The following is a 21,990-nucleotide window of genomic DNA, read 5'->3' as shown; positions in this document are numbered from 1 at the left end:
AGGAAACTGACGTGCGATTCCCCAACCAACGTTTAGCGCAGCTGTTTGGCATGCTGCAAAACGAAGCGCTTCCACAGGACGAGCTGGCGCAGCGGTTGTCGGTTTCCACACGCACCGTACGAGCGGATATCACCGCGCTAAACGCGCTGCTCAGCCAGTACGGCGCGCAGTTTGTCCTCAGCCGGGGTAACGGTTATCAACTCAAAGTTGACGACCCGGTACGTTATCATGCCCTGCAAACGCAGCGACCAGACGCGTTGCTGCGCATCCCTCGCACCAGCCAGGAGCGGGTGCACTGGCTGGTGGTTCGTTTTCTGACGTCGGCCTTTTCGCTGAAGCTGGAGGATTTGGCTGATGAATGGTTTATCAGCCGCGCGACGCTGCAAAACGATATGGCTGAGGTGCGCGAGCATCTGCAACGTTATCATCTGACGCTGGAAACGCGCCCCCGTCACGGTATGAAGCTGTTTGGCAGCGAGATGGCGATCCGCGCCTGTTTGACCGATCTGCTATGGACGCTGGCACAGCAGGATCCACAGCACCCGCTAGTGACGCAAGAGGCACTAAATGCCGGGATCCCTGAACAGCTACAACCTGTTTTGCAGGATATTTTTGCCCGTTTTCACATTCGCCTGACCGATGAGGGTGAGCTGTTTTTGCGGTTGTACTGCGCGGTGGCGGTACGGCGGATTAGCGAAGGGTATCCCCTCCCGGAGTTTGCCGCAGAAGAAGCCGAGCAATCGGTGTGCCTGGCCACGCGGGAAATCGCAGCGGTATTGCACCGACTGGCGGATAAACCGCTTACCGTTTCCGAAGAGAACTGGCTGCAGGTGCATATCGCCGCCCGCCAGGTACAAGAGATCGCCCCCAGCGCCATCAATGCGGATGATGACGAAGCGCTGGTCAATTACATCCTGCGATTTATCAACAGTCAGTACAACTACAACCTGTTGAATGACAAACAGTTACATGCTGACCTGCTGACGCATATTAAGACGATGATCACCCGGGTGCGTTACCAGATAATGATCCCCAATCCGCTACTGGAAAATATTAAACAGCACTACCCGATGGCGTGGGACATGACGCTGGCCGCCATCTCGGGATGGGGAAAATATACGCCGTACACCATCAGTGAAAATGAGATTGGCTTCCTTGTGCTGCATATTGGCGTCGGGCTGGAGCGTAGTTACAACATCGGTTACCAGAGGCAACCGAAAGTTCTGCTGGTATGCGATGCTGGAAATGCGATGGTGCGGATGATTGAGGCGGTGCTGGCGCGTAAGTATCCGCAGATAGAAATCGTCGATACCGTGACGCTACGCGACTACGAACAGCGGGAAAGCATCAGCGAAGATTTCGTAATCTCTACCGCGCGGATTGGTGAAAAAGATAAGCCTGTGGTGATGATTGCACCGTTCCCTACCGATTATCAACTGGAGCAAATTGGCAAATTGGTGCTGGTCGACAGAACCCGTCCGTGGATGTTGAACAAATTCTTCGATGCTGCCCATTTTCGTGTGATCGACGAGCCAATGGATCAACAAACGTTGTTCAACGTTTTATGTCGCCAGTTGCAGGATGAAGGCTTTGTCGATGCGGAGTTTCTTGATTCGGTGGTTGAACGTGAGGCCATCGTCAGCACCATGCTGGGTGACAGCATTGCCCTGCCGCACGCCCTCGGTCTGCTGGCAAAGAAAACGGTGGTCTACACCATCCTCGCCCCGCGGGGTATCGCCTGGGGGGATGAAACGGCGCATGTGATCTTCCTGCTCGCCATCAGCAAAAGCGAATACGAAGAAGCGATGGCGATCTACGATATTTTCGTCACCTTCCTGCGCGAGCGCGCGATGACGCGGCTCTGCGCGTGCCGGAATTTCAGCGAGTTCAAAACGGTTGCAATGGAGTGTGTGAGCCGTTTTTGAGGGGCGGAAAACAGAACCTCTACTGCCGGAAATTAACGCAAGTGATGTACAACCTGATTACTGCTGCCGCGCCAGATTAGCGCCGGGTCTTTAAGATCCTGCACGTATTTGCCATCGACCAGCACGTTGATGAGATCGACAACCTGCATTTGCGCGGCATCGAGTTCATCGAGCTTGTAGCCGGTCCACACCCAGATGTCTTTTCCCGGACACTCAGCGCGAATGCGCTGCACCAGTTGCAGAATATCCGGCACGTTTTGTGGATGCAGCGGATCGCCGCCGGAGAGCGAGATCCCCTGACGGTGAATACGCGTGTCGTTCAGATCGGCAATGATCTTGTCTTCCATCTCTTTGCTAAACGGCTGGCCGGAATTGAGCCGCCAGGTGCTTTTGTTATAGCAACCGGGGCATTCATGCACGCATCCGGAAACAAACAGCGTGCAGCGGGTTCCGGGACCGTTAACGATGTCGACAGGGTAATACTGATGGTAATTCATTTGCGCTTCTCATCCGTTTATCAATTCGCGCCATAGCTGCGTTCGTGCGCCCGAGTCACTTACTTATGTAAGCTCCCCGGGACTTACTCATTTGCTGCCTTGCTATGACGTGAATTGCGTTGCGGAAATAATGGCCCGAAAAGCGTCGCATCGCCGGGCAATAAAATCGTCTAAATTAACCGATCTGCCCGTTCCCTAAATGCTTAACGCGGCGCTTCACTTCTTCCTGCTTACCGGCGTTAAACGGACGAGCGTCCGGGCTGCCTAAGTAACCGCAGACGCGGCGGGTGACCGATACGCGCGCGGCGTCGTGGTTACCACATTTCGGGCAGGTAAAGCCTTTGCTGGTGCACTCAAACTCACCAGTAAAGCCGCACTCGTAGCATTCATCGATTGGCGTGTTGGTCCCGTAATACGGCACGTGCTGATAGCTGTAATCCCAGACGTCTTCCAGCGCTTTCAGGTTGTGCTGAATATTCGGGTATTCGCCGTAGCAAATGAAGCCCCCGCTTGCCAGCGGCGGGTACGGCGCTTCGAAATCGATCTTGTCGTACGGGTTAACCTTCTTCTCCACGTCGAGGTGGAAGCTGTTGGTGTAGTAGCCTTTGTCGGTCACGCCTGGGACCACGCCAAATTCGGCGGTATCCAGACGGCAGAAACGGTCGCACAGGTTTTCACTTGGCGTGCTGTACAGGCTAAAGCCGTAGCCAGTTTCGTCTTTCCACTGATCGACCGCTTGGCGCAGGCGTTCCACAATGGCGATACCTTTGGCGCGCAGCTGCTCACTGTCATACACATGCTTGTCGCCAAACAGCGCATTGATGGTTTCGTGAATACCGATGTAGCCCAGAGAGATGGATGCGCGACCATTTTTAAAGATTTCTGACACGTCATCGTCCGCTTTCAGACGCACGCCGCAGGCCCCTTCCATATACAGAATGGGCGCCACGCGGGCCTTCACGCCTTCCAGGCGCGCAATGCGGGTCATCAGCGCTTTACGCGCCAGCACCAGACGATCGTCGAGCAGTTTCCAGAAGGTGGCTTCATCGCCATGTGCTTCCAGCGCGATACGCGGCAGGTTAAGGCTGATAACGCCGAGGTTGTTACGCCCGTCGTGAATCTGTTCGCCGTTCTCGTTTTCCCACACGCCGAGGAAGCTGCGACAGCCCATTGGCGTTTTGAACGAGCCGGTCACTTTGACCACCTGATCGTAGTTCAGGATGTCCGGATACATACGCTTGCTCGCGCACTCCAGTGCCAGCTGTTTGATGTCGTAGTTCGGATCGCCAAACTTGTGGTTCAGACCGTCACGAATCGCGAACACCAGTTTCGGGAACACTGCGGTTTTACGGTTTTTACCCAAGCCGGCAATACGGTTACGCAGAATGGACTGCTGGATCAAACGCGATTCCCAGCTGGTTCCCAAGCCAAAACCAAAGGTCACGAACGGCGTCTGACCGTTGGCGGTATGCAGGGTGTTCACTTCATACTCGAGAGACTGGAATGCGTCGTAGCACTCTTTCTCGGTACGGGAATGGGCATAACCGTCGGCGTCCGGGATCTGCCACTCTTCAGCGGTTTTACGATGTTTATTAAAGCTCTCGGTAACGAACGGCGCGAGAACTTCATCAATACGGTTAATGGTGGTGCCGCCATAAATATGGCTGGCGACCTGCGCGATAATTTGCGCGGTGACGGCGGTCGCGGTAGAGATGGATTTTGGCGGTTCAATCTCCGCGTTACCCATCTTAAAGCCCTGCGTCAGCATGCCTTTCAGGTCGATCAGCATGCAGTTAAACATTGGGAAGAACGGAGAGTAGTCGAGATCGTGATAGTGAATATCACCACGCTCGTGCGCCTGGACGACATCACGCGGCAGCAGGTGCTGACGCGCATAGTGTTTGGCAACGATACCGGCCAGCAGGTCGCGCTGGGTTGGGATCACTTTGCTGTCTTTGTTGGCATTTTCATTCAGCAGAGCAGAGTTGGTTTGCTCAACCAGACCACGAATTTCCTGGTTCAGACGGCCACGTTTTTCACGCTGGATATCACGGTCGTGGCGATATTCGATGTACGCACGGGCGAGTTGTTTGTACGGGCCAGACATTAACTGGTTTTCTACCGCTGTCTGGATCTCGTTGATATCGACCTTGCTGCGCTCATTCATCTGGCTACTAACGACTTCTGCGACGGTGGCACAGTAATCTGCGTCATCGACTCCCGCTGCTTTAGCTGCACGCAGAATGGCTTCTTTGATGCGCTCTGATTTAAACGGCACTTTACAGCCATCTCGTTTCATCACATGCGGTGTCATGATCACTCCATATTTATAAGAACAGGTTATCCACAGAGGTTGGGGAGGCCATCAGGGCTTTATTCATCTCTATTGCCAATGACTTCCCGCAATCCTGACCCACTTTATCCACAATTCCACCGTGAAGCGGTGCACTGTAGTTGTAGCAATTGTAGTCGATTAATACAACATATTGGGTCGGCGTGCATTTTAAGTTCTATATGTAGTGATTTGCATCAAGGATGTTTACGATTTATTTGATGTAGCGCAAAGTAAAAATCGGAGCGTACAGATGACGGGCACTACAGCCGATTGTAAATTGTGGGCAGAAAATTCTGATTAATTATTCAACAAAAACAGAAAGGTAAGCTGAGCGTATGCATCAAAGCCCGGCAGCGTTATGCGTACCGGGCCTGAACATAATTGCAAGCTATTTTTGCAACCACCAGACGGCTTCAAAAGGACGCAGCGTCATGTCTGTGGGTTGGCTGGCGACCTCGGCATAGTTGTGCATCAGCACCTGCCAGTTGCCGTCGGTCTGGGTCGGCTGCCAGCTCTGGAAGGTATCGCTCAGATTAGCAATGACCAGCAACCGCTGTCCTTGCCATTCACGTTGATAGCACCACAGATGCGGGCTGCCCGGTAGCAGATCCTGATAGTCGCCCCAGGTGATAACCGGCTCTGCTTTACGCAATGCGATCAGCTTCTGATAGGTATAGAACACCGAGTCGGTATCGCGCAGCGCTGCCGCCACGTTGATATCCGCTGCGTTGTCGCACAGATTGATCCACGGTTCACCCGCGGTGAAGCCCGCGTGTTTGCTGGCATCCCACTGCATCGGCGTGCGGCTGTTATCGCGCGATTTACTGGCGAGGATCGCCAGCAGCTCTTGCGCATCGCGCCCCTGGCCGTTCAGGGCGGCAAACATGTTATGGCTTTCCACATCGCGGTAATCGGTAATCTGGCGGAAGTGCGGATTGGTCATGCCGATCTCTTCACCCTGGTAGATGTAGGGCGTGCCCTGCATACCGTGCAGCACCATCGCCAGCATTTTTGCGGCCGGAACGCGGTATTTACCTTCATCGCCAAAACGCGACACGATGCGTGGCTGGTCGTGGTTACACCAGAACAGCGCGTTCCAGGCCTGATTGTGCATGCCTTGTTGCCAGCGGTGAAACAGGGTTTTGAGCGCCACATAGTCGGGTTTGGCTAACGTCCACTTCTCACCGTTGGGGTAATCCACTTTCAGGTGGTGGAAGTTGAAGGTCATTGACAGTTCGCTGCCATCGAGTGCGGCGTACTGCTGGCAGTTTTCCAGCGTGGTGGAGGACATTTCTCCGACCGTCATCAGGTCGCGGGGCGTGAAGACGTCGCGGTTCATTTCACGTAAAAACGCATGCGCGCGCGGGCCGTCGGTATAAAAACGCCGCCCATCGCCGTCGGGATCGCTCGGGAAGTCCTGATCTTTAGAGATAAGATTCACCACGTCGAGACGCAGCCCGTCCACGCCGCGATCGGCCCAGAACTCGCACACTTTTTTTAGCTCGGCGCGGACCGCCGGGTTCTCCCAGTTCAGGTCTGCCTGCTCCGGAGCAAAGAGGTGCAGATAGTACTGCTCGCTTTCGGCGTGCCAGCCCCAGGCGCTGCCGCCAAATTTGGAGCGCCAGTTATTCGGGAGACTGTCTGGCGTGCCGTCGCGCCAGAGGTAAAACTGACGATACGGGCTGTCTTTATCCAGCGCCTCACGAAACCAGGGGTGCTGGGTTGAAGTGTGGTTAAACACCATATCGAGAATAATACGGATGCCGCGCGCTTTCGCCTGCGCCACCAGTTCGTCAAAGTCTGCAAGCGTTCCGTAGGCCGGATCGACAGACATGTAATCCGCGACGTCGTAGCCGTTATCAACCTGCGGCGAAATATAGAACGGCGTTAGCCAGATGGCATCAACCCCCAGCGTTTGCAGATAGCCGAGACGCTGCGTCACGCCGCGTAAATCGCCGGTGCCGCTGCCGGTGGTGTCCTGAAAACTCTTGGGGTAAACCTGATAGATGACGCCGTTTTGCCACCAGTGGGGAATATTCATGGTTGTTTCCTGGAAATACGATGGGGCGCAACTGCGCCCCGAAGAAAAGTTAGACAATTTGTAGTGTGCCCATACGGTGTTTACGCTGATAAACGAATGAGGTCAGTACCATGGGGATAACAATCGCAATGACCATTGCCATGCCAAATACCTGCCAGTAAGTCGGCTGGATGGAGAGGATGCCCGGCAAACCGCCGACGCCAATTCCGTTCGCCAACACACCGTTCAGGCCGCACAGCAGTCCGGCGAGACCGGAACCGATCATCGCGCACAGCATCGGGAAGCGGTATTTCAGGTTGATCCCGTACATGGCCGGTTCAGTGACCCCGAGATAGGCGGAGATCGCGGCAGGAACGGAGATTTCACGTTCATTGTGTTTGCGACTGGAGATGATGATCCCGACTACCGCAGAGGCCTGAGCGATATTCGACAATGCGATCAGCGGCCATACCGGCGTACCGCCCATGCTCTGAATCATCTGCATGTCGATAGCCAGCGTGGTCTGATGCACGCCGGTTATCACCAGCGGGGCATACAGGAAGCCGAACAGCGCCGCGCCAATCGGGGCAAAGCTGCCGGTCAGCAGGTGACGGACCGCAAACGCGACACCGTCGCCGATCATGCGGCCAAACGGACCGATAAAGGCGTGCGCGAGGAACACCGCAAGGATCAACGAGCACACCGGGACGATCACCAGATACAGATAATCCGGGACGATGCGTTTCATGCGTGTTTCAATAAACCCGAGCGCCAGACCGGCCAGCAGTGCCGGAATAACCTGCGCCTGATAGCCCACTTTTTCAATGCTGAACAGGCCGAAGTTCCACACTTCCGGTACCTGTTGACCGAGTAGATAGGCGTTCATTAGCTGCGGTGAAACCAGGGTCACGCCCAGCACAATACCGAGGATCGGCGTACCGCCCATTTTCTTCACTGCTGACCAGCAGATCCCGACCGGCAGATAGAAGAAGATCGCTTCGCCAATTAGCCACAGGAAGTCGTAAAGGGTTTTCAGCGAAGGGTACATCTGCGCCAGCGTCTGCCCGTTGCTCATGGGCAGATCGCCAATCACATTACGGAACCCCAAGATCAAGCCGCCGCTAATCAGCGCTGGCAGCAGCGGGAAGAAGATCTCCGCAAAATGAGAAATCAGCTGTTCGTGCCATTTCATATTCTGCCGCGCGGCTTTTTTCGCCTGCTCTTTGTCGGCGCTGGCCTGACCGGTTGTCGCCAGCAGCGCTTTGTAGTAATCGCCCACTTCGGTGCCAATCACTACCTGAAACTGCCCGGCGTTGGTGAAGCAGCCTTTGACCATCGGCAACTGTTCGATCTCTTTTGGCCTGGCATTCGCAGGCTGATTCAGCACAAAACGCAGGCGAGTAATGCAGTGACTTACCGTGGCGATATTGTCGCGCCCGCCTACCAGCTCAATCAGCCGGTCGATGTCTGCTTGTTTTATTTTGCTCATGATGATGTGTGTTCCCCGTAGGCCGGATAAGACGTTTTAGCATCGCCATCTGGCAACTCTCTCGTTGCTGTGGCCAGAGTATATCGTCGATGATTTTTTAAAAATGGGAACGTTCCCGAAACGTAGCGAAGATCACAAATTAACGCTCAGAAAGCGATCAGGAGAGGGTGGAAGGAATAACGATTTGTCGTAGTTCGCTACGGCCGTTGATCTGCTCGATCAGCTGCGAGGCCGCTTGTCGTCCGGCTTCGGCATATCCTGGATCGACGGTGATAATTTCCGGATGGAGGAATTTCATCAGCGGCGTACTGCCCACGCTCGCCAGCTGTAGATTCTCAATTCGCTGCTCTTGCAGATATTTGCTGACACCAAGGGCGAGGGTGTCCGTCGCGCAGACTAAGGCAGTGGTTTCCGGGGTGATGACGTTGGCGGCCTGCTCATAACCCTGCTTCATGGCAAGACCCGGTAGCGCGGCTACAGGATGCAGTTTGTGTTTCTTACAGAACGCCAGGTAGGCTTCATGGCGACGCTTACCGGTGGTCACGTCGCTATGGGGAACGCCAAGAAAGCTGATATGGCGATGCTCGCGATCGTATAAACGCTGCATCAGGGTGCGAATGGCGCCTTCATCGTCATAGCAGACGGAGGCAAAGCCTTTGGCATCTCTTGCCAGCAGCACCAGCGAATCCTGCCAGGAGGCGAGCATGGATTCACTTATGCCGGTAAAACCAAACAGCACCACGCCGTCAATATTGCGGCGTCTGAGCATGCCGAGATGCTCTTCAACCAGCTCGGGCGAGAACTGGCTTTCCATCATGATCGGGTCGTAACCCTGCTCATAAAAGGCGGGCAGCATGGTTTGCACGGCGAGATTTTCCGAAAGCGAGTCCAGACGCGTGACGATGATCGCCACCACCTTGTCACTTTGTCCACGCATGGCGCGAGCGGAGCGGGAAGGGGAAAAACCGTGCTGATTCATCACCGCTTCAACGCGTTCGCGGGTGCGTTCGCTCACGCCGCTTTCATTGTTAAGCACACGGGAAACGGTTGATTTTCCCACACCGCTTAAGCGGGCGATGTCTTTAATTGTCAGCCGGTTTTGCATCCTGTTTTCCCGTGTTGCGTGTGAAGTTATGCCAAATAGAGAATAACTTTACTCAAGCGCAGCGCAATGGGCAAAGTCTGGTATACGTTTGGTTTAGTTTCCATGGTTTATCATACTGCCATAATTGCCACAAACCTTATGGTTTTCTGCGTATAATCCGCAGCGCAAATCATTCACTTACCGGAGGCTATATGGATCCCGATCCCACCCCTCTCCCGAGATGGAGAAACCCCCCTTTCCGGTAAGCCTGTCTTTCACTGTCTTACCGGAGCAGTAAGACAGTGACGTTCTGACGTCCCTGTTGTGATTTTAATATTGCCATCAGGTAAGGCTTTGCCACGCCTGAAGGATTTACTGCGCCTGTTGAGACTGGCGCAGAGGGACTGCCTATGTTCAAAAATATTACTCGCCAGCTATTTGCCCGGCTAAACCGCCATTTACCACACCGTCTGGTGCATCGCGATCCGTTGCCTAATGCCCAGACCGTTGCCAGCACGCCGATCCCGCCATCGCTGAGCGAACATTGTCTGAAAATGGCGCTGATGGACGAAGCCGCGCTGTGGAAAACGTTTGGCGCGCACCCGGAAGGATTAAACGCCGCAGAAGTGGAAAACGCTCGCGAATTACATGGCGAGAACCAACTGCCGGCGCAGAAGCCGTCGCCGTGGTGGGTGCATCTGTGGGTCTGCTACCGCAACCCGTTTAATATTTTGTTGACCATCCTCGGTGCGATTTCCTATGCCACCGAAGATCTGTTTGCTGCTGGCGTCATTGCTCTGATGGTCGTCATCTCTACGCTGCTGAATTTTGTGCAGGAGGCGCGTTCCACCAAAGCGGCAGATGCGCTGAAAGCGATGGTCAGTAACACCGCTACGGTGCTGCGCGTTATCAACGAGAAAGGAGAGAACGGCTGGGTTGAACTGCCGATCGACCAGTTAGTTCCCGGCGATATTATTAAGCTGGCGGCAGGGGATATGATCCCGGCCGATCTGCGTGTGGTGCAGGCTCGTGACCTGTTCGTGGCCCAGGCTTCGCTGACCGGTGAATCGCTGCCGGTGGAGAAAGTCGCAATCAGCCGCGACCCGCAGCAAAGCAACCCGCTCGAATGCGATACCCTGTGCTTTATGGGCACCAACGTGGTGAGCGGCACGGCGCAGGCCATCGTGATTGCGACCGGAGCCAATACCTGGTTCGGGCAACTGGCGGGGCGCGTCAGCGAGCAGGAAAGCGAGCAGAATGCTTTCCAGAAAGGGATCAGCCGCGTCAGCATGCTGCTGATCCGTTTTATGCTGGTGATGGCGCCGATTGTGCTCATCATCAACGGCTATACCAAAGGCGACTGGTGGGAAGCGGCGCTGTTTGCCCTGTCTGTCGCGGTGGGGCTGACCCCGGAAATGTTGCCGATGATCGTCACCTCGACGCTGGCGCGCGGGGCGGTGAAGCTGTCAAAACAAAAGGTCATCGTCAAACACCTCGACGCCATTCAGAACTTTGGCGCGATGGATATCCTGTGTACCGATAAAACGGGCACCCTGACACAAGACAAAATTGTACTTGAGAATCATACAGATATATCTGGTAAACCCAGCGAGCACGTCCTGCATTCTGCGTGGTTGAACAGTCATTACCAGACCGGGCTGAAGAATCTGCTGGATACGGCAGTGCTGGAAGGCGTGGACGAAGAATCAGCCCGCCAGCTCTCTACCCGCTGGCAGAAAATTGATGAGATCCCGTTTGACTTCGAACGCCGCCGCATGTCGGTGGTGGTCGCTGAAGAAACCGATGTGCATCAGCTGGTGTGCAAAGGCGCGCTGCAGGAGATCCTCAGCGTCTGCACCCAGGTGCGCTACAGCGGTGAGGTTGTCCCGTTAGATGACAACATGCTGCGTCGGGTGAAGCGCGTCACGGATACGCTGAATCGCCAGGGGCTGCGCGTGGTGGCGGTGGCGACGAAATACCTGCCTGCGCGTGAGGGCGATTACCAGCGTATTGATGAATCAGATCTGATCCTCGAAGGCTATATTGCGTTCCTCGATCCGCCGAAAGAGACCACCGCGCCAGCGCTCAAAGCGCTGAAAGCCAGCGGTATTACGGTGAAAATCCTGACTGGCGATAGCGAGCTGGTGGCGGCGAAAGTGTGTCACGAAGTGGGGCTGGATGCGGGCGATGTGGTTATCGGTAGCAACATTGAAGGGTTAAGCGACGATGAGCTGGCAACGCTGGCCCAGCGCACCACGCTGTTTGCTCGTCTGACGCCGATGCACAAAGAGCGCATTGTCACGCTGCTCAAGCGCGAAGGTCATGTGGTTGGCTTTATGGGGGATGGTATTAACGATGCCCCGGCGCTGCGCGCGGCGGACATTGGTATCTCCGTTGACGGCGCGGTTGATATTGCGCGTGAAGCGGCTGATATCATCCTGCTGGAAAAGAGTCTGATGGTGCTGGAAGAAGGGGTGATCGAAGGACGCCGTACTTTTTCTAACATGCTGAAGTATATCAAAATGACGGCCAGTTCTAACTTCGGTAACGTGTTTAGCGTGCTGGTGGCGAGCGCCTTCTTACCGTTCCTGCCGATGTTGCCGCTGCACTTACTGATTCAGAACCTGCTGTACGATGTATCCCAGGTGGCGATTCCGTTTGATAACGTCGACGAAGAGCAGATCAAAAAGCCGCAGCGCTGGAATCCCAGCGAGTTGGGGCGCTTTATGATCTTCTTTGGACCAATCAGCTCGATCTTCGACATTCTGACATTTTGCCTGATGTGGTTCGTCTTTCATGCGAATACGCCAGAACATCAGACGTTGTTCCAGTCTGGCTGGTTCGTGGTAGGCCTGTTGTCGCAAACGCTGATTGTGCATATGATCCGTACCCGCCGCGTGCCGTTCATCCAAAGCCGCGCCGCATGGCCGCTGATGCTGATGACGCTGGTGGTCATGGTGGTAGGCATTGCATTACCGTTCTCGCCGCTGGCCAACTATCTGCAATTGCAGGCGCTGCCGCTGAGCTACTTCCCGTGGCTGATTGCGATTCTGGCGGGCTACATGACATTAACCCAGCTCGTGAAAGGTTTTTATAGCCGCCGCTACGGCTGGCAGTAATCCTCAACTTCTTTGCAGGAGGGTGTTAATACTCTCCTGCATTTCTCTTTTTCATTCGAAAGATATTCTCCCGAAATATTGGTGTTTTATTTTTATTGAAATGCTAACGCGGGTAATTAGTATCAAATTGCCTTCTTTGCGTTGTTTTTTTATCAATAAAACGATCTGCGTTGCAAAAATGAAACAGTGTGCTAAAAATTATAAGCATCTGCGATTTTTTGTGAACGCAGTCATCGAAATAAATTGTTACACCAGTTAGTCTGCGCAGGTAACGTCGTTAAGAAAGTTTCTCGCTGCCCGTTTTTAATTCCGGCAGTCATTTGCTCTGCAAGCTATTCCTGTTAATGGATATTATGAACTTCTGGAGAAGGACAAATGAAACTGACAAAAAACCTGTTAAGTCTGTGTATTGGCGCGTCTGTATTACTGGCGAGTCATGCAACGCTGGCACAAACCTTTCGCGCCGCAGATGTGCATCCGGCTGATTACCCGAACGTTGTTGCAGTGAAACATATGGGGGAGAAACTTAGCGCCGCGACCGAAGGTCGTCTGGAGATCAAAACATTTCCTGGTGGTGTGTTAGGCGATGAAAAACAGATGATTGAACAGGCGCAATTAGGCGCCATTGATATTATTCGCGTCTCAATGACGCCAGTTGCCGCAATTCTCCCTGAAATAAACGTGTTTACCCTGCCATATATTTTCCGCGATGAGGACCATATGCATAAGGTTCTCGACGGCATGATTGGTCAGGAGATTGGCGACCGTCTGACAGCCAATACCAAATCACGACTGGTGTTCCTTGGCTGGATGGATGCGGGAACGCGCAACCTGATCACCAAGAATCCGGTAGTGAAACCGGAAGATTTGCACGGCATGAAAATCCGCGTTCAGGCCAGCCCGATAGCGCTGGATACCCTAAAAGCGATGGGCGCTAACTCCATTGTGATGGGCGTCAGTGAAGTATTTAGCGGCATGCAGACCGGCGTTATTGATGGTACGGAAAATAACCCGCCAACGTTTGTTGCGCATAACTATTTGCCGGTCGTGAAAAACTATACCTGGAGTAAACACTTTATTATTCCTGAGCTTTTTCTGTTCTCGAAAGCCAAATGGGATAAGTTAAAAAAAGAAGACCAGGAACTCATTATTAAACTCGCTAAAGAGGCCCAGGTAGAGCAACGTAAACTTTGGCAGGATTATAATGCGAAATCGCTGGAGACCATGAAAGCCAACGGTGTTCAGTTCCACGATATTGATACGGACTATTTCTATAAAGCCACGCAGTCAGTACGGGATAATTACGGTAAAGACCACCAGGATTTGATCAAACGTATTCAGGATGTGAAGTAATTCATCGGGTGGAGGATATCAATCCTCCGCCTGAGTCTTTTGATTAATTCGAGGTGATGATTATGGGTGAATGCTATTCATCGGTAATGGATTTTCTTTATCGAGTGTCAATGTGGATTGCCGGTATCGCATTATTGGTTATGGTCGCCATTATCCCCATTGGCATATTCGCGCGTTATGTCCTGAATAACGCCCTGTCATGGCCTGAGCCAGTCGCCATTCTTTGTATGGTGACATTCACCTTTATTGGCGCGGCGGTGAGCTATCGCGCAGGTTCGCATATCGCGGTAAGCATGGTGATTGACCGTCTGGGGGAATCTTCCCGCCGTTACTGCTCGGTAGTCGCAGACGTTATGTTAATGGCGATAAGCCTGTTCATTCTGTGGTACGGCTCCATGCTATGCCTCGAACTGTGGGAACAGCCCGTGGCGGAATTCCCAATTTTAAGCGCCGGGCAAAACTATCTCCCGTTGCCGATTGGCTCTGCTATTACGCTGCTGTTTATCGTTGAGAAGATCTGCCGTGGCTCGCAGTACCAACGTCCTGTTGTCATGCTGGGATCGACCAGCTAGTTACCGCCCCCATTTCAGAAAGGAAAGCAGATGGATGCATTTATTCTCGTCTTTACGCTCGGCATTATGCTGGCGATTGGGGTACCGGTAGCGTACGCGGTTGGTATTAGCGCCATCATTGGGGCCTGGTACATTGATATTCCGCTGGAAGCGGTGATGATCCAACTGACCAGTGGGGTGAACAAGTTTTCGCTACTGGCGATCCCGTTCTTTATTTTGGCCGGGGCTATTATGGCCGAAGGGGGCATTGCGCGGCGGCTGGTAAACTTTGCCTATATTTTCGTTGGCTTTATTCGCGGCGGTCTGTCGCTGGTCAACATTGTGGCCTCGACCTTTTTTGGCGCAATTTCTGGATCGTCGGTGGCCGATACCGCGTCTATCGGTTCGGTAATGATCCCGGAGATGGATAAAAAAGGTTATCCGCGCGACTTTGCTGCAGCGGTCACTGCCAGCGGCTCGGTGCAGGCGATCCTCACGCCGCCGAGCCATAACTCGGTTATCTACTCGCTGGCAACGGGCGGGACGGTGTCGATTGCCGCGCTGTTCATCGCCGGGATCCTACCGGGCCTGCTGTTAAGCTTCAGCCTGATGGTGATGTGCGTCGCTTTTGCGCACAAACGCGGTTATCCAAAAGGGGAGCGCGTACCGTTTCGCCAGGCGCTGAAGATATTCGTCGATACGCTGTGGGGCTTAATGACCGTTGTGATCATCATGGGCGGTATCTTGTCAGGTATCTTTACCGCGACGGAATCTGCGGCGATTGCCTGTCTGTGGGCCTTCTTTGTCACCATGTTTATCTATCGTGACTATAAATGGTCTGAACTGCCGAAGCTGATGTTCCGTACGGTGAAAACGGTCACTATCGTCATGATCCTGATAGGTTTTGCCGCCGCGTTCGGTGCCGTCATGACCTATATGCAGTTGCCGATGCGTATCACCGAAGCTTTCACCAGCATCTCGGACAACAAATACGTCATCCTGATGTGCATTAACATCATGCTGTTGCTGATCGGTACGCTGATGGATATGGCGCCGCTGATCCTGATTTTGACGCCGGTTTTGCTACCGGTAACCAACGCGCTCGGCATTGATCCGGTCCATTTTGGGATGATCATGCTGGTGAATTTAGGGATCGGCCTGATAACGCCACCGGTAGGGTCGGTGCTGTTTGTGGCCAGTGCGGTGAGTAAGCAGAAAATTGAGCAGGTGGTGAAGGCGATGCTGCCGTTCTACTTCGTGCTGTTCCTGGTGCTGATGATCGTCACGTACATTCCGGCGATTTCGCTGTTCCTGCCGAGACTGTTTGGTGTGATGTGATAAATGCCCGGTGGCGCTCGCGCTTACCGGGCCTGCAAACTATGCTTGCGTAGGCCGGACAAGGCGAAGCCGCCATCCGGCACAAAAAGACTTAGCGACGAACGGCGATCGCTTCAATCTCGATTTTCACGTCTTTCGGCAGACGGGCAACTTCCACGCAAGAACGCGCCGGGAAAGTGGCGTTGTGCTCGGTGAAGAACGCTTCGTAGGTCGCGTTTACGGTTGCGAAATCGTTCAGGTCTTTAACGAAGACGGTAGTTTTTACGATGTCGCCCACTTTCAGGCCTGCTGCTTCAACGATAGCTTGCACGTTTTCCAGCGACTGACGTGCCTGAGCGGACACGTCTTCCGATACGGCACCGGTTTTCGGATCGACCGGGATCTGACCGGAAGTGATTACCATGCTACCCAGGTCAACGCCCTGAACGTATGGGCCGATTGCTGCTGGTGCATTTTCCGTCGCGATAGTCTTGCTCATGATTTCTCCTGAATTACAGCGGTAATAGAATGTTCCCGGCCATTATAGGGAGCCGGGAAATCATTACCAACACCAATTAGTTGGCCAGCACCACATAATGCGAAAACTCTTTTTCACAGTATTTGCATTTGAGTGCGATGTCGTCAGCGCGCTTTTTCACTGAAAAACTGGACGATACTGGTTCAGCATGGCTGATGCAGTTGCTGTTCGGGCAAACCAGCACGTTATCGATACGTTCAGGCAAGCTCGGACGTGATTTACCCACCACGTCATAATCGTCAATGCGGTTTACCGTTGCCTGCGGAGCGTACAGGGAGAGCTGGTTTACCTGCTCGTCGGTCAGGAACGTATTTTCGATTTTAATCAGGTCTTTACGGCCCATCTCGCCAGACGGCAGGTTCAGCCCGATGGTGATACGCTGGTCGGTTTCAGTCAGTTTGAACAACGTCAGCAGCTTAAAACCAACCTGTGCGGGAATGTGGTCAATTACGGTGCCACGTTTGATGGCTTCAACCTGCAGTTTGTTATCGTGTGTCATCTCTTTTTCTCCCTTACAGTGCCAGTTCGCTATTCAGTACCAGTGCCAGTAACGCCTGGCGGGCGAAGATGCCGTTGCCAGCCTGCTGGAAATACCAGGCGTGCGGCGTCTTGTCGACGTCGGTGGTGATTTCATCGATGCGCGGCAGCGGATGCAGCACCTTCATGTTCGCTCTGGCACCGTTCAGATCGCTGGCACGCAGAACAAACTGTGCTTTCACATTGGCGTATTCGGACGGGTCCAGACGCTCTTTTTGTACGCGGGTCATGTAGAGGATATCGACCTCCGCCATTACCTCTTCGATAGTGCCATGCAGGCTCCAGGCGATACCTTTTTCATTCAGCATATCCAGAATGTATTGCGGCATGGCCAGCGCGTCCGGGGCGATGAAGTAGAAGCGGTTACCTTCGAACTTTGCCAGCGCCTGGGTCAGGGAGTGGACGGTGCGGCCATATTTCAGGTCACCCACCATGGCGATTTGCAGATTGTCCAGGCGACCCTGCGTTTCCTGAATGGTAAACAGATCCAGCAGCGTTTGGGTGGGATGCTGGTTGGAACCGTCGCCGGCGTTCAGTACCGGCACGTTACCGGAGAACTCTGTTGCCAGACGCGCGGCACCTTCCTGCGGATGACGCATCACGATGGCGTCGACATAGGTGCTAATGACGGAAATGGTGTCGGCCAGAGTTTCGCCTTTTTTGCCAAGCGACGTGTTGCTGCTGTCAGAGAAACCCACCACGCTGGCGCCCAGACGGTGCATGGAGGTTTCAAAAGATAAACGGGTGCGGGTTGACGCTTCAAAGAAGCAGCTGGCGATGACCTTATGTTTTAACAGCTCTGGCTGCGGGTTAGCTTTTAATTTCGCCGCCGTCGCGAGGACCAGATTAAGGTCATCGCGGCTGAGGTCGTTTATGGAAATGATGTGTTTTTGATAGAGCGGGTTAGCCATGTTTATCTCCTGACGCCTGGGCAAAAAAAAAGCCCCTCAATTGAGGGGCTCGGAATGGGTGATCAACGGAAAGAAAAACGGCAGGCCAGCGTCCTTTTTCAGACGCGGTAAGACAAAATGTCGTACACACTGAACCATACATCCTCCCGGCAAATTGTCCGCGATTATACTCAGCTCCGTTATGGGATCAAGCGAAAAATGCACTATTTATTCATCGCAAACGGTTCTTATGAATTTTAATTCATTTTGAATAGATAATTAATCTGCTTGTGGACCAGGCCCGTTCGCTGTACCACCCGCGGCGCGACCCAGACAATACTGCTACCGGCAATGACGCCGAGAATTTCTGGCAACGCGTGATAATCGAGGATTCTGGCTACGGCGCGACCATAGCCAGCCGCCGTGTGGATGAGGATAAACTCGCTATTGTGTTCCACGCTGACCACCATTTCAGCAATCGATCGGGCAGCATCAGGCGCGGGTCGTGATTGCGGATTTACAGAATAAATTTTTTGCCCTTTTGTATTTCTTATTTTTATAGCACCGAGTAGTTTCAGCAGACGAGATACCGTTGACTGGCTAATCCCGGTGAAACCATGGTGTTGTAGATCGCGGCGAAGCGCTTCCTGAGACAGGTAGCTTTTTTCGCTAATCAGGCGCTGACAAATCGCCAACTGTTTCTGCTCTTTGGTCGAGTAATCATCGAATTCCTTCATAAAAACACCCTAAATTTATCATTTGTATCAATGCGATGGCGAAATTCACCACATTTGCAGTATCAATAACGGCTCAAACGGGCGGTTGTGCAGAAAAACGAGAGCGCGCTCAAAAAAGCCGTCGGGATCCGACGGCCAACAGGACTACAGCATCGCGCCGATACTCAGAACAACCATGTTCAGCACCGTCAGAATTAGCAGCAGTGGTGCGACCCATTTCAGGTAGCGCACATAAGGAACACGAGCGATGGCCAATCCACCCATTACAACCGCTGAGGTGGGGGTAATCAGATTCACAATGCCGGAAGCGGATTGATACGCGGTGACGACCAGATCCCTTTGCACATGGGCGAAGTCAGCCAGCGGGGCCATAATGGGCATCGTGAGCACCGCCAGGCCAGACGAGGAAGGGACCAGGAAGGAGAGCAAGACTTCCAGCCAGTAAGTCACATTGATGAAAATGGTGGTGGACAGACCGGAGACTAAATTTTCGGCGCTGTGCAAAATGGTGTGGGTGATCATGCCGTTGTCCATCACCACGACGATACCGCGCGCAATGCCGATAATCAGCGCCACGCCGAGCAGATCCCGTGCCCCGTCAATGAAGGTACTGGTGAATGCTTCTTCACTCATGCGGGCAATCACGCCGACGATAATCGCAGATGCCAGAAAAACCCCAGATATTTCCGCCATCCACCAGCCGAGCACCGCGACGCCATAAATCATCACTGCAAAGGCGGCGGCGAATATCAGCAGGATCCACTTACGCGTAGCCGTGAATTCAAGATTGGTATTGGCGCGACTACCGAGAAAATGGGCACGGTTTTCCTCCATTTTATCGGCCACGATGGAAAGCTCAGGATGGCTGCGAACTTTCCGTGCATAGCGCATGACCCATACCACACAGATAACATAGCCGACGACCAGCAGCAGAATGCGCATCAGCATTCCCTGGGTGAAGGGGATCCCGGCGGCGTTAGCGGCAATAACCGTTGCGAAAGGGTTGATTGTTGAACCGAGGGTGCCGATGCCTGCGCCAAGCAAAACGGTTGCAGCAGCAACCAGTGGATCAAAGCGCGCAGCCATCATGACCGGAACCAATAAGGTGTAGAAAGGAAGTGATTCTTCCGCCATGCCGTAAATCGTGCCTCCGGCGGCGAAAAGTCCCATCAGGATGGGGATCATCCACTCTTCTTTGCCGTTCAGCCTGACCGTCACGCGTTCGATGCCGGCGTCGATGGCGCCCGTTTTGTTTACCACGCCGAGAAACCCGCCAATAATCAGGACAAACAACGCCACATCAATCGCGCCTGCGGTGTAGGTTTCGTGGTTATAAAGCCCGTCAATCGGAGCCAGCAGTACAGCCGTTAAACCTTGTGGATGCGCCTCTGTTGGGGCATAGGTACCGGCAACCGGCACTTCTTTGCCCAGGGTAGCATTCATCGCCATCTGGTATTTCCCGGCAGGGACAATCCAGGTCATAACGGCGACGAGCGCAATAAGAATAAACAGGATGGTATACGCGCTGGGAAATTTGAATTTGCCCATGATGTTCTCCGGATAGCTTGGGCATATGCCGCCAGGCGACACATGCCCGCTGGGGTTAGTCGCCGAGTGTCGCTACCATGACCGCTTTAATGGTATGCATCCGGTTTTCTGCTTCGTCGAAGACGATGGAATGCGCTGACTCAAATACCTCCTCCGTGACTTCAAGCCCTTTCAGGCCGTAAGCCGCTTCGATTTCACGGCCCACTTTGGTGTGCTCGTTATGGAAGGCGGGCAGGCAGTGCATGAATTTCACATTGGGATTGCCGGTCGCATCGATGACCTGCTGGTTAATTTGATAAGGCGTCATCAGGCTGACGCGTTCTGCCCACGCCTCTTTGGGTTCTCCCATCGAAACCCAGACATCGGTGTAGAGAAAGTTCACGTCGTAAACGCCTTCCTCAACATCCTCTGTGAGCGTAATGCGCGCGCCCGTCACGCTGGCGATTTCACGGCATTCGGCAACCAGCGCCTCGTCCGGCCAGAAGGATTTCGGTGCGACCAGACGAATATCCATCCCCATTTTCGCCGCGCCGACCATCAGCGAATTGCCCATGTTATTGCGGGCGTCACCGAGGTAAGCGAAGCTCAGTTCGGGTAAGGTTTTACCCGGGGCGTGTTCCAGCATGGTCATCAGATCCGCGAGGATCTGCGTAGGGTGGAATTCATTCGTCAGCCCGTTCCAGACCGGCACACCAGCGAACTGCCCCAGTTCTTCCACGATCTCCTGGCCGTAGCCGCGGTATTCAATACCGTCATACATGCGACCTAACACGCGGGCGGTATCTTTCATCGACTCTTTATGACCAATCTGCGAGCCGCTTGGGCCAAGGTAGGTCACCTGTGCGCCCTGATCGAAAGCGCCGACTTCAAAGGCGCAGCGGGTGCGAGTTGACGTTTTTTCGAAGATTAGCGCGATATTTTTACCGACCAGCGTTTGCCTTTCGCGCCCGGCTTTTTTCGCCGTTTTTAACTCGATAGCCAGATCGATCAGGTACTGGATTTCCGTTGGGGTGTAGTCCAGCAATTTGAGAAAATTGCGATTTTTCAGGTTAACAGTCATGAAAATATCCTTATGTAGGCTGGATAAGGCTTCGCTTTACCCAGCAAAAAAAGCCTTAAGCGTTAACATCAGTGGCTTCGCGCCGAATTAGCGTGCCTTTGTCACCAGCGAGAATGGCCGAACCGTCAGCCAACGAGCCGATGCCAGCAATCCCGTGACAGTGAGAGACAAATTCCGCGCAGGCGGTGACTTTGGGGCCCATTGAACCGGCGTCGAATTGCATTTCGCTGAGCCTTTCCGGCGTAACCTGGGCCAGCGGGCGCTGGGTAGGTTTGCCCCAATCGAGATACACCGCATCGGCATCGGTCAGGATCAGCAGCGCATCGGCGTGGATTTGTTTGGCGAGCAGGGCGGCGGAGAGATCTTTGTCGATCACCGCTTCAATACCGTGGTAGCCATCGGCTTTTTCCACCACCGGTACGCCGCCACCGCCGTTGCAGATAACCAGATGATCGCGGGCGATCAGTGTGCGAATGGCGTCACTTTCCACGATTCGTTTGGGTTGTGGAGAGGGCACAACACGGCGGAACGCTTTACCATCGGCTTTGAAAACCCAGCCTTTTTCCGCCTGTAACGCGTGGGCCTGGGGTTCGTCATAAATCGGCCCGATATATTTGGTGGGATTGCTGAAGGCCGGATCGTGGGCATCGACTTCAACCTGAGTCAGCAGGACACTAATTTCACGCTGTGGGAGCTGGTTTTTCAGGGCCTGTTGCAGCATATAGCCAATCATTCCCTGACTTTCTGCGCCGAGAATATCGAGCGGATAGGGGGTGACGTTGGCATAAGCACTGTTTTGTAACGCCAAAAGTCCAACCTGCGGGCCATTGCCGTGTACCAGAATTACGCGCCACTGCTGCGTGAGTTGAGCGAGAGTTCTTGCCGCCAGCTCAATATTCTTGCGTTGGATGTCGGCTTCCAGCGGTTCGCCGCGTTTGAGTAGCGCATTGCCGCCCAGCGCCACAACCAGGGTAGGTTTGTTTTCCATAA

Annotated in this window: 20 protein-coding genes; 7 read left to right on the top strand and 13 right to left on the bottom strand. The window is 53.7% G+C overall.

Annotation, left to right across the window (positions count from 1 at the left end):
- Positions 1–11: 11 nt before the first annotated feature.
- On the top strand, positions 12–1,925 hold the full coding sequence (locus HV314_RS22085) for a BglG family transcription antiterminator (protein WP_181546735.1): 1,914 nt from the start codon (positions 12–14) through the stop codon (positions 1,923–1,925).
- 32 nt (positions 1,926–1,957) lie between these two features.
- On the opposite strand, the gene nrdG is transcribed toward HV314_RS22085, so the two are convergent.
- The 5 genes from nrdG to treR all read right to left on the bottom strand — a co-directional run bounded on the left by nrdG (position 1,958) and on the right by treR (position 9,371).
- On the bottom strand, positions 1,958–2,422 hold the full coding sequence (gene nrdG, locus HV314_RS22080; protein WP_016151476.1) for an anaerobic ribonucleoside-triphosphate reductase-activating protein: 465 nt from the start codon (positions 2,420–2,422) through the stop codon (positions 1,958–1,960).
- A gap of 175 nt (positions 2,423–2,597) precedes the next feature.
- Positions 2,598–4,736, bottom strand: a complete 2,139-nt coding sequence (gene nrdD, locus HV314_RS22075; RefSeq protein WP_016151477.1) for an anaerobic ribonucleoside-triphosphate reductase — start codon at positions 4,734–4,736, stop codon at positions 2,598–2,600.
- Positions 4,737–5,145: 409 nt separating this feature from the next.
- Positions 5,146–6,798, bottom strand: coding sequence for an alpha,alpha-phosphotrehalase (gene treC, locus HV314_RS22070; protein ID WP_181546733.1), 1,653 nt, complete (start codon positions 6,796–6,798; stop codon positions 5,146–5,148).
- Between the two features lie 49 nt (positions 6,799–6,847).
- Complete coding sequence (gene treB, locus HV314_RS22065; protein ID WP_049283018.1) at positions 6,848–8,266, bottom strand: PTS trehalose transporter subunit IIBC; 1,419 nt, start codon at positions 8,264–8,266, stop codon at positions 6,848–6,850.
- Positions 8,267–8,423: 157 nt separating this feature from the next.
- A complete protein-coding gene (gene treR, locus HV314_RS22060; RefSeq protein ID WP_016155565.1) occupies positions 8,424–9,371 on the bottom strand; it encodes a trehalose operon repressor TreR in 948 nt (315 codons plus the stop codon).
- A gap of 191 nt (positions 9,372–9,562) precedes the next feature.
- On the opposite strand from treR, the gene mgtL reads away from it, so the two are divergent.
- The 5 genes from mgtL (at position 9,563) to HV314_RS22040 (ending at position 15,711) form a co-directional block, all read left to right on the top strand.
- Positions 9,563–9,616, top strand: a complete 54-nt coding sequence (gene mgtL / locus HV314_RS27695; protein WP_350186061.1) for a mgtA regulatory leader peptide MgtL — start codon at positions 9,563–9,565, stop codon at positions 9,614–9,616.
- A 144-nt stretch (positions 9,617–9,760) separates the two neighbouring features.
- Complete coding sequence (gene mgtA / locus HV314_RS22055; protein WP_181546730.1) at positions 9,761–12,469, top strand: magnesium-translocating P-type ATPase; 2,709 nt, start codon at positions 9,761–9,763, stop codon at positions 12,467–12,469.
- Between the two features lie 375 nt (positions 12,470–12,844).
- Complete coding sequence (locus tag HV314_RS22050) at positions 12,845–13,822, top strand: TRAP transporter substrate-binding protein (RefSeq protein WP_016151488.1); 978 nt, start codon at positions 12,845–12,847, stop codon at positions 13,820–13,822.
- Positions 13,823–13,884: 62 nt separating this feature from the next.
- Positions 13,885–14,394 carry a TRAP transporter small permease gene (locus HV314_RS22045; RefSeq protein ID WP_046275813.1) on the top strand — a complete coding sequence of 170 codons (510 nt, stop codon included), beginning with the start codon at positions 13,885–13,887 and terminating at the stop codon, positions 14,392–14,394.
- 30 nt (positions 14,395–14,424) lie between these two features.
- Positions 14,425–15,711: a TRAP transporter large permease gene (locus HV314_RS22040; RefSeq protein WP_016151490.1), complete on the top strand. Its 1,287-nt coding sequence runs from the start codon at positions 14,425–14,427 to the stop codon at positions 15,709–15,711.
- Between the two features lie 91 nt (positions 15,712–15,802).
- Here the strand turns inward: HV314_RS22040 and ridA are convergent, their stop codons facing one another.
- The 4 genes from ridA to pyrL all read right to left on the bottom strand — a co-directional run bounded on the left by ridA (position 15,803) and on the right by pyrL (position 17,814).
- Positions 15,803–16,189 (bottom strand): 2-iminobutanoate/2-iminopropanoate deaminase, encoded by a 387-nt coding sequence (gene ridA, locus HV314_RS22035; protein WP_016151491.1) that lies wholly within the window; start codon positions 16,187–16,189, stop codon positions 15,803–15,805.
- A gap of 76 nt (positions 16,190–16,265) precedes the next feature.
- Positions 16,266–16,727 (bottom strand): aspartate carbamoyltransferase regulatory subunit, encoded by a 462-nt coding sequence (pyrI, locus tag HV314_RS22030; protein ID WP_016151492.1) that lies wholly within the window; start codon positions 16,725–16,727, stop codon positions 16,266–16,268.
- A 13-nt stretch (positions 16,728–16,740) separates the two neighbouring features.
- The gene (pyrB, locus tag HV314_RS22025; protein WP_016151493.1) at positions 16,741–17,676 is read right to left on the bottom strand and encodes an aspartate carbamoyltransferase; all 936 of its coding nucleotides are present in this window, start codon (positions 17,674–17,676) and stop codon (positions 16,741–16,743) included.
- A 36-nt stretch (positions 17,677–17,712) separates the two neighbouring features.
- Positions 17,713–17,814, bottom strand: coding sequence for a pyr operon leader peptide (pyrL, locus tag HV314_RS22015; RefSeq protein ID WP_003025819.1), 102 nt, complete (start codon positions 17,812–17,814; stop codon positions 17,713–17,715).
- On the opposite strand from pyrL, the gene HV314_RS22010 reads away from it, so the two are divergent.
- Entirely contained in the window at positions 17,794–17,916 is a 123-nt protein-coding gene (locus tag HV314_RS22010; RefSeq protein WP_085951096.1) for a hypothetical protein, read from the top strand. The two genes, pyrL and HV314_RS22010, sit on opposite strands and share 21 nt — an antisense overlap.
- Here HV314_RS22010 and HV314_RS22005 read toward each other — a convergent pair.
- The 4 genes from HV314_RS22005 to arcC all read right to left on the bottom strand — a co-directional run bounded on the left by HV314_RS22005 (position 17,913) and on the right by arcC (position 21,988).
- On the bottom strand, positions 17,913–18,392 hold the full coding sequence (locus HV314_RS22005; RefSeq protein ID WP_003839609.1) for an arginine repressor: 480 nt from the start codon (positions 18,390–18,392) through the stop codon (positions 17,913–17,915). The genes HV314_RS22010 and HV314_RS22005 overlap by 4 nt on opposite strands.
- Positions 18,393–18,536: 144 nt before the next feature.
- On the bottom strand, positions 18,537–19,940 hold the full coding sequence (locus HV314_RS22000) for a YfcC family protein (RefSeq protein ID WP_047499900.1): 1,404 nt from the start codon (positions 19,938–19,940) through the stop codon (positions 18,537–18,539).
- Between the two features lie 55 nt (positions 19,941–19,995).
- Positions 19,996–21,000: an ornithine carbamoyltransferase gene (gene argF, locus HV314_RS21995; RefSeq protein ID WP_053388739.1), complete on the bottom strand. Its 1,005-nt coding sequence runs from the start codon at positions 20,998–21,000 to the stop codon at positions 19,996–19,998.
- Positions 21,001–21,055: 55 nt separating this feature from the next.
- On the bottom strand, positions 21,056–21,988 hold the full coding sequence (arcC, locus tag HV314_RS21990) for a carbamate kinase (RefSeq protein WP_019078251.1): 933 nt from the start codon (positions 21,986–21,988) through the stop codon (positions 21,056–21,058).
- Between the last annotated feature and the right edge of the window lie 2 nt (positions 21,989–21,990).

Origin of the sequence: Citrobacter sp. RHBSTW-00887 (genome assembly GCF_013728095.1) — a bacterium.
GTDB lineage: Bacteria > Pseudomonadota > Gammaproteobacteria > Enterobacterales > Enterobacteriaceae > Citrobacter > Citrobacter braakii.
Note: the sequence above shows the minus strand (reverse complement) of the source record. Positions and strands in the feature narration are given on the sequence as shown.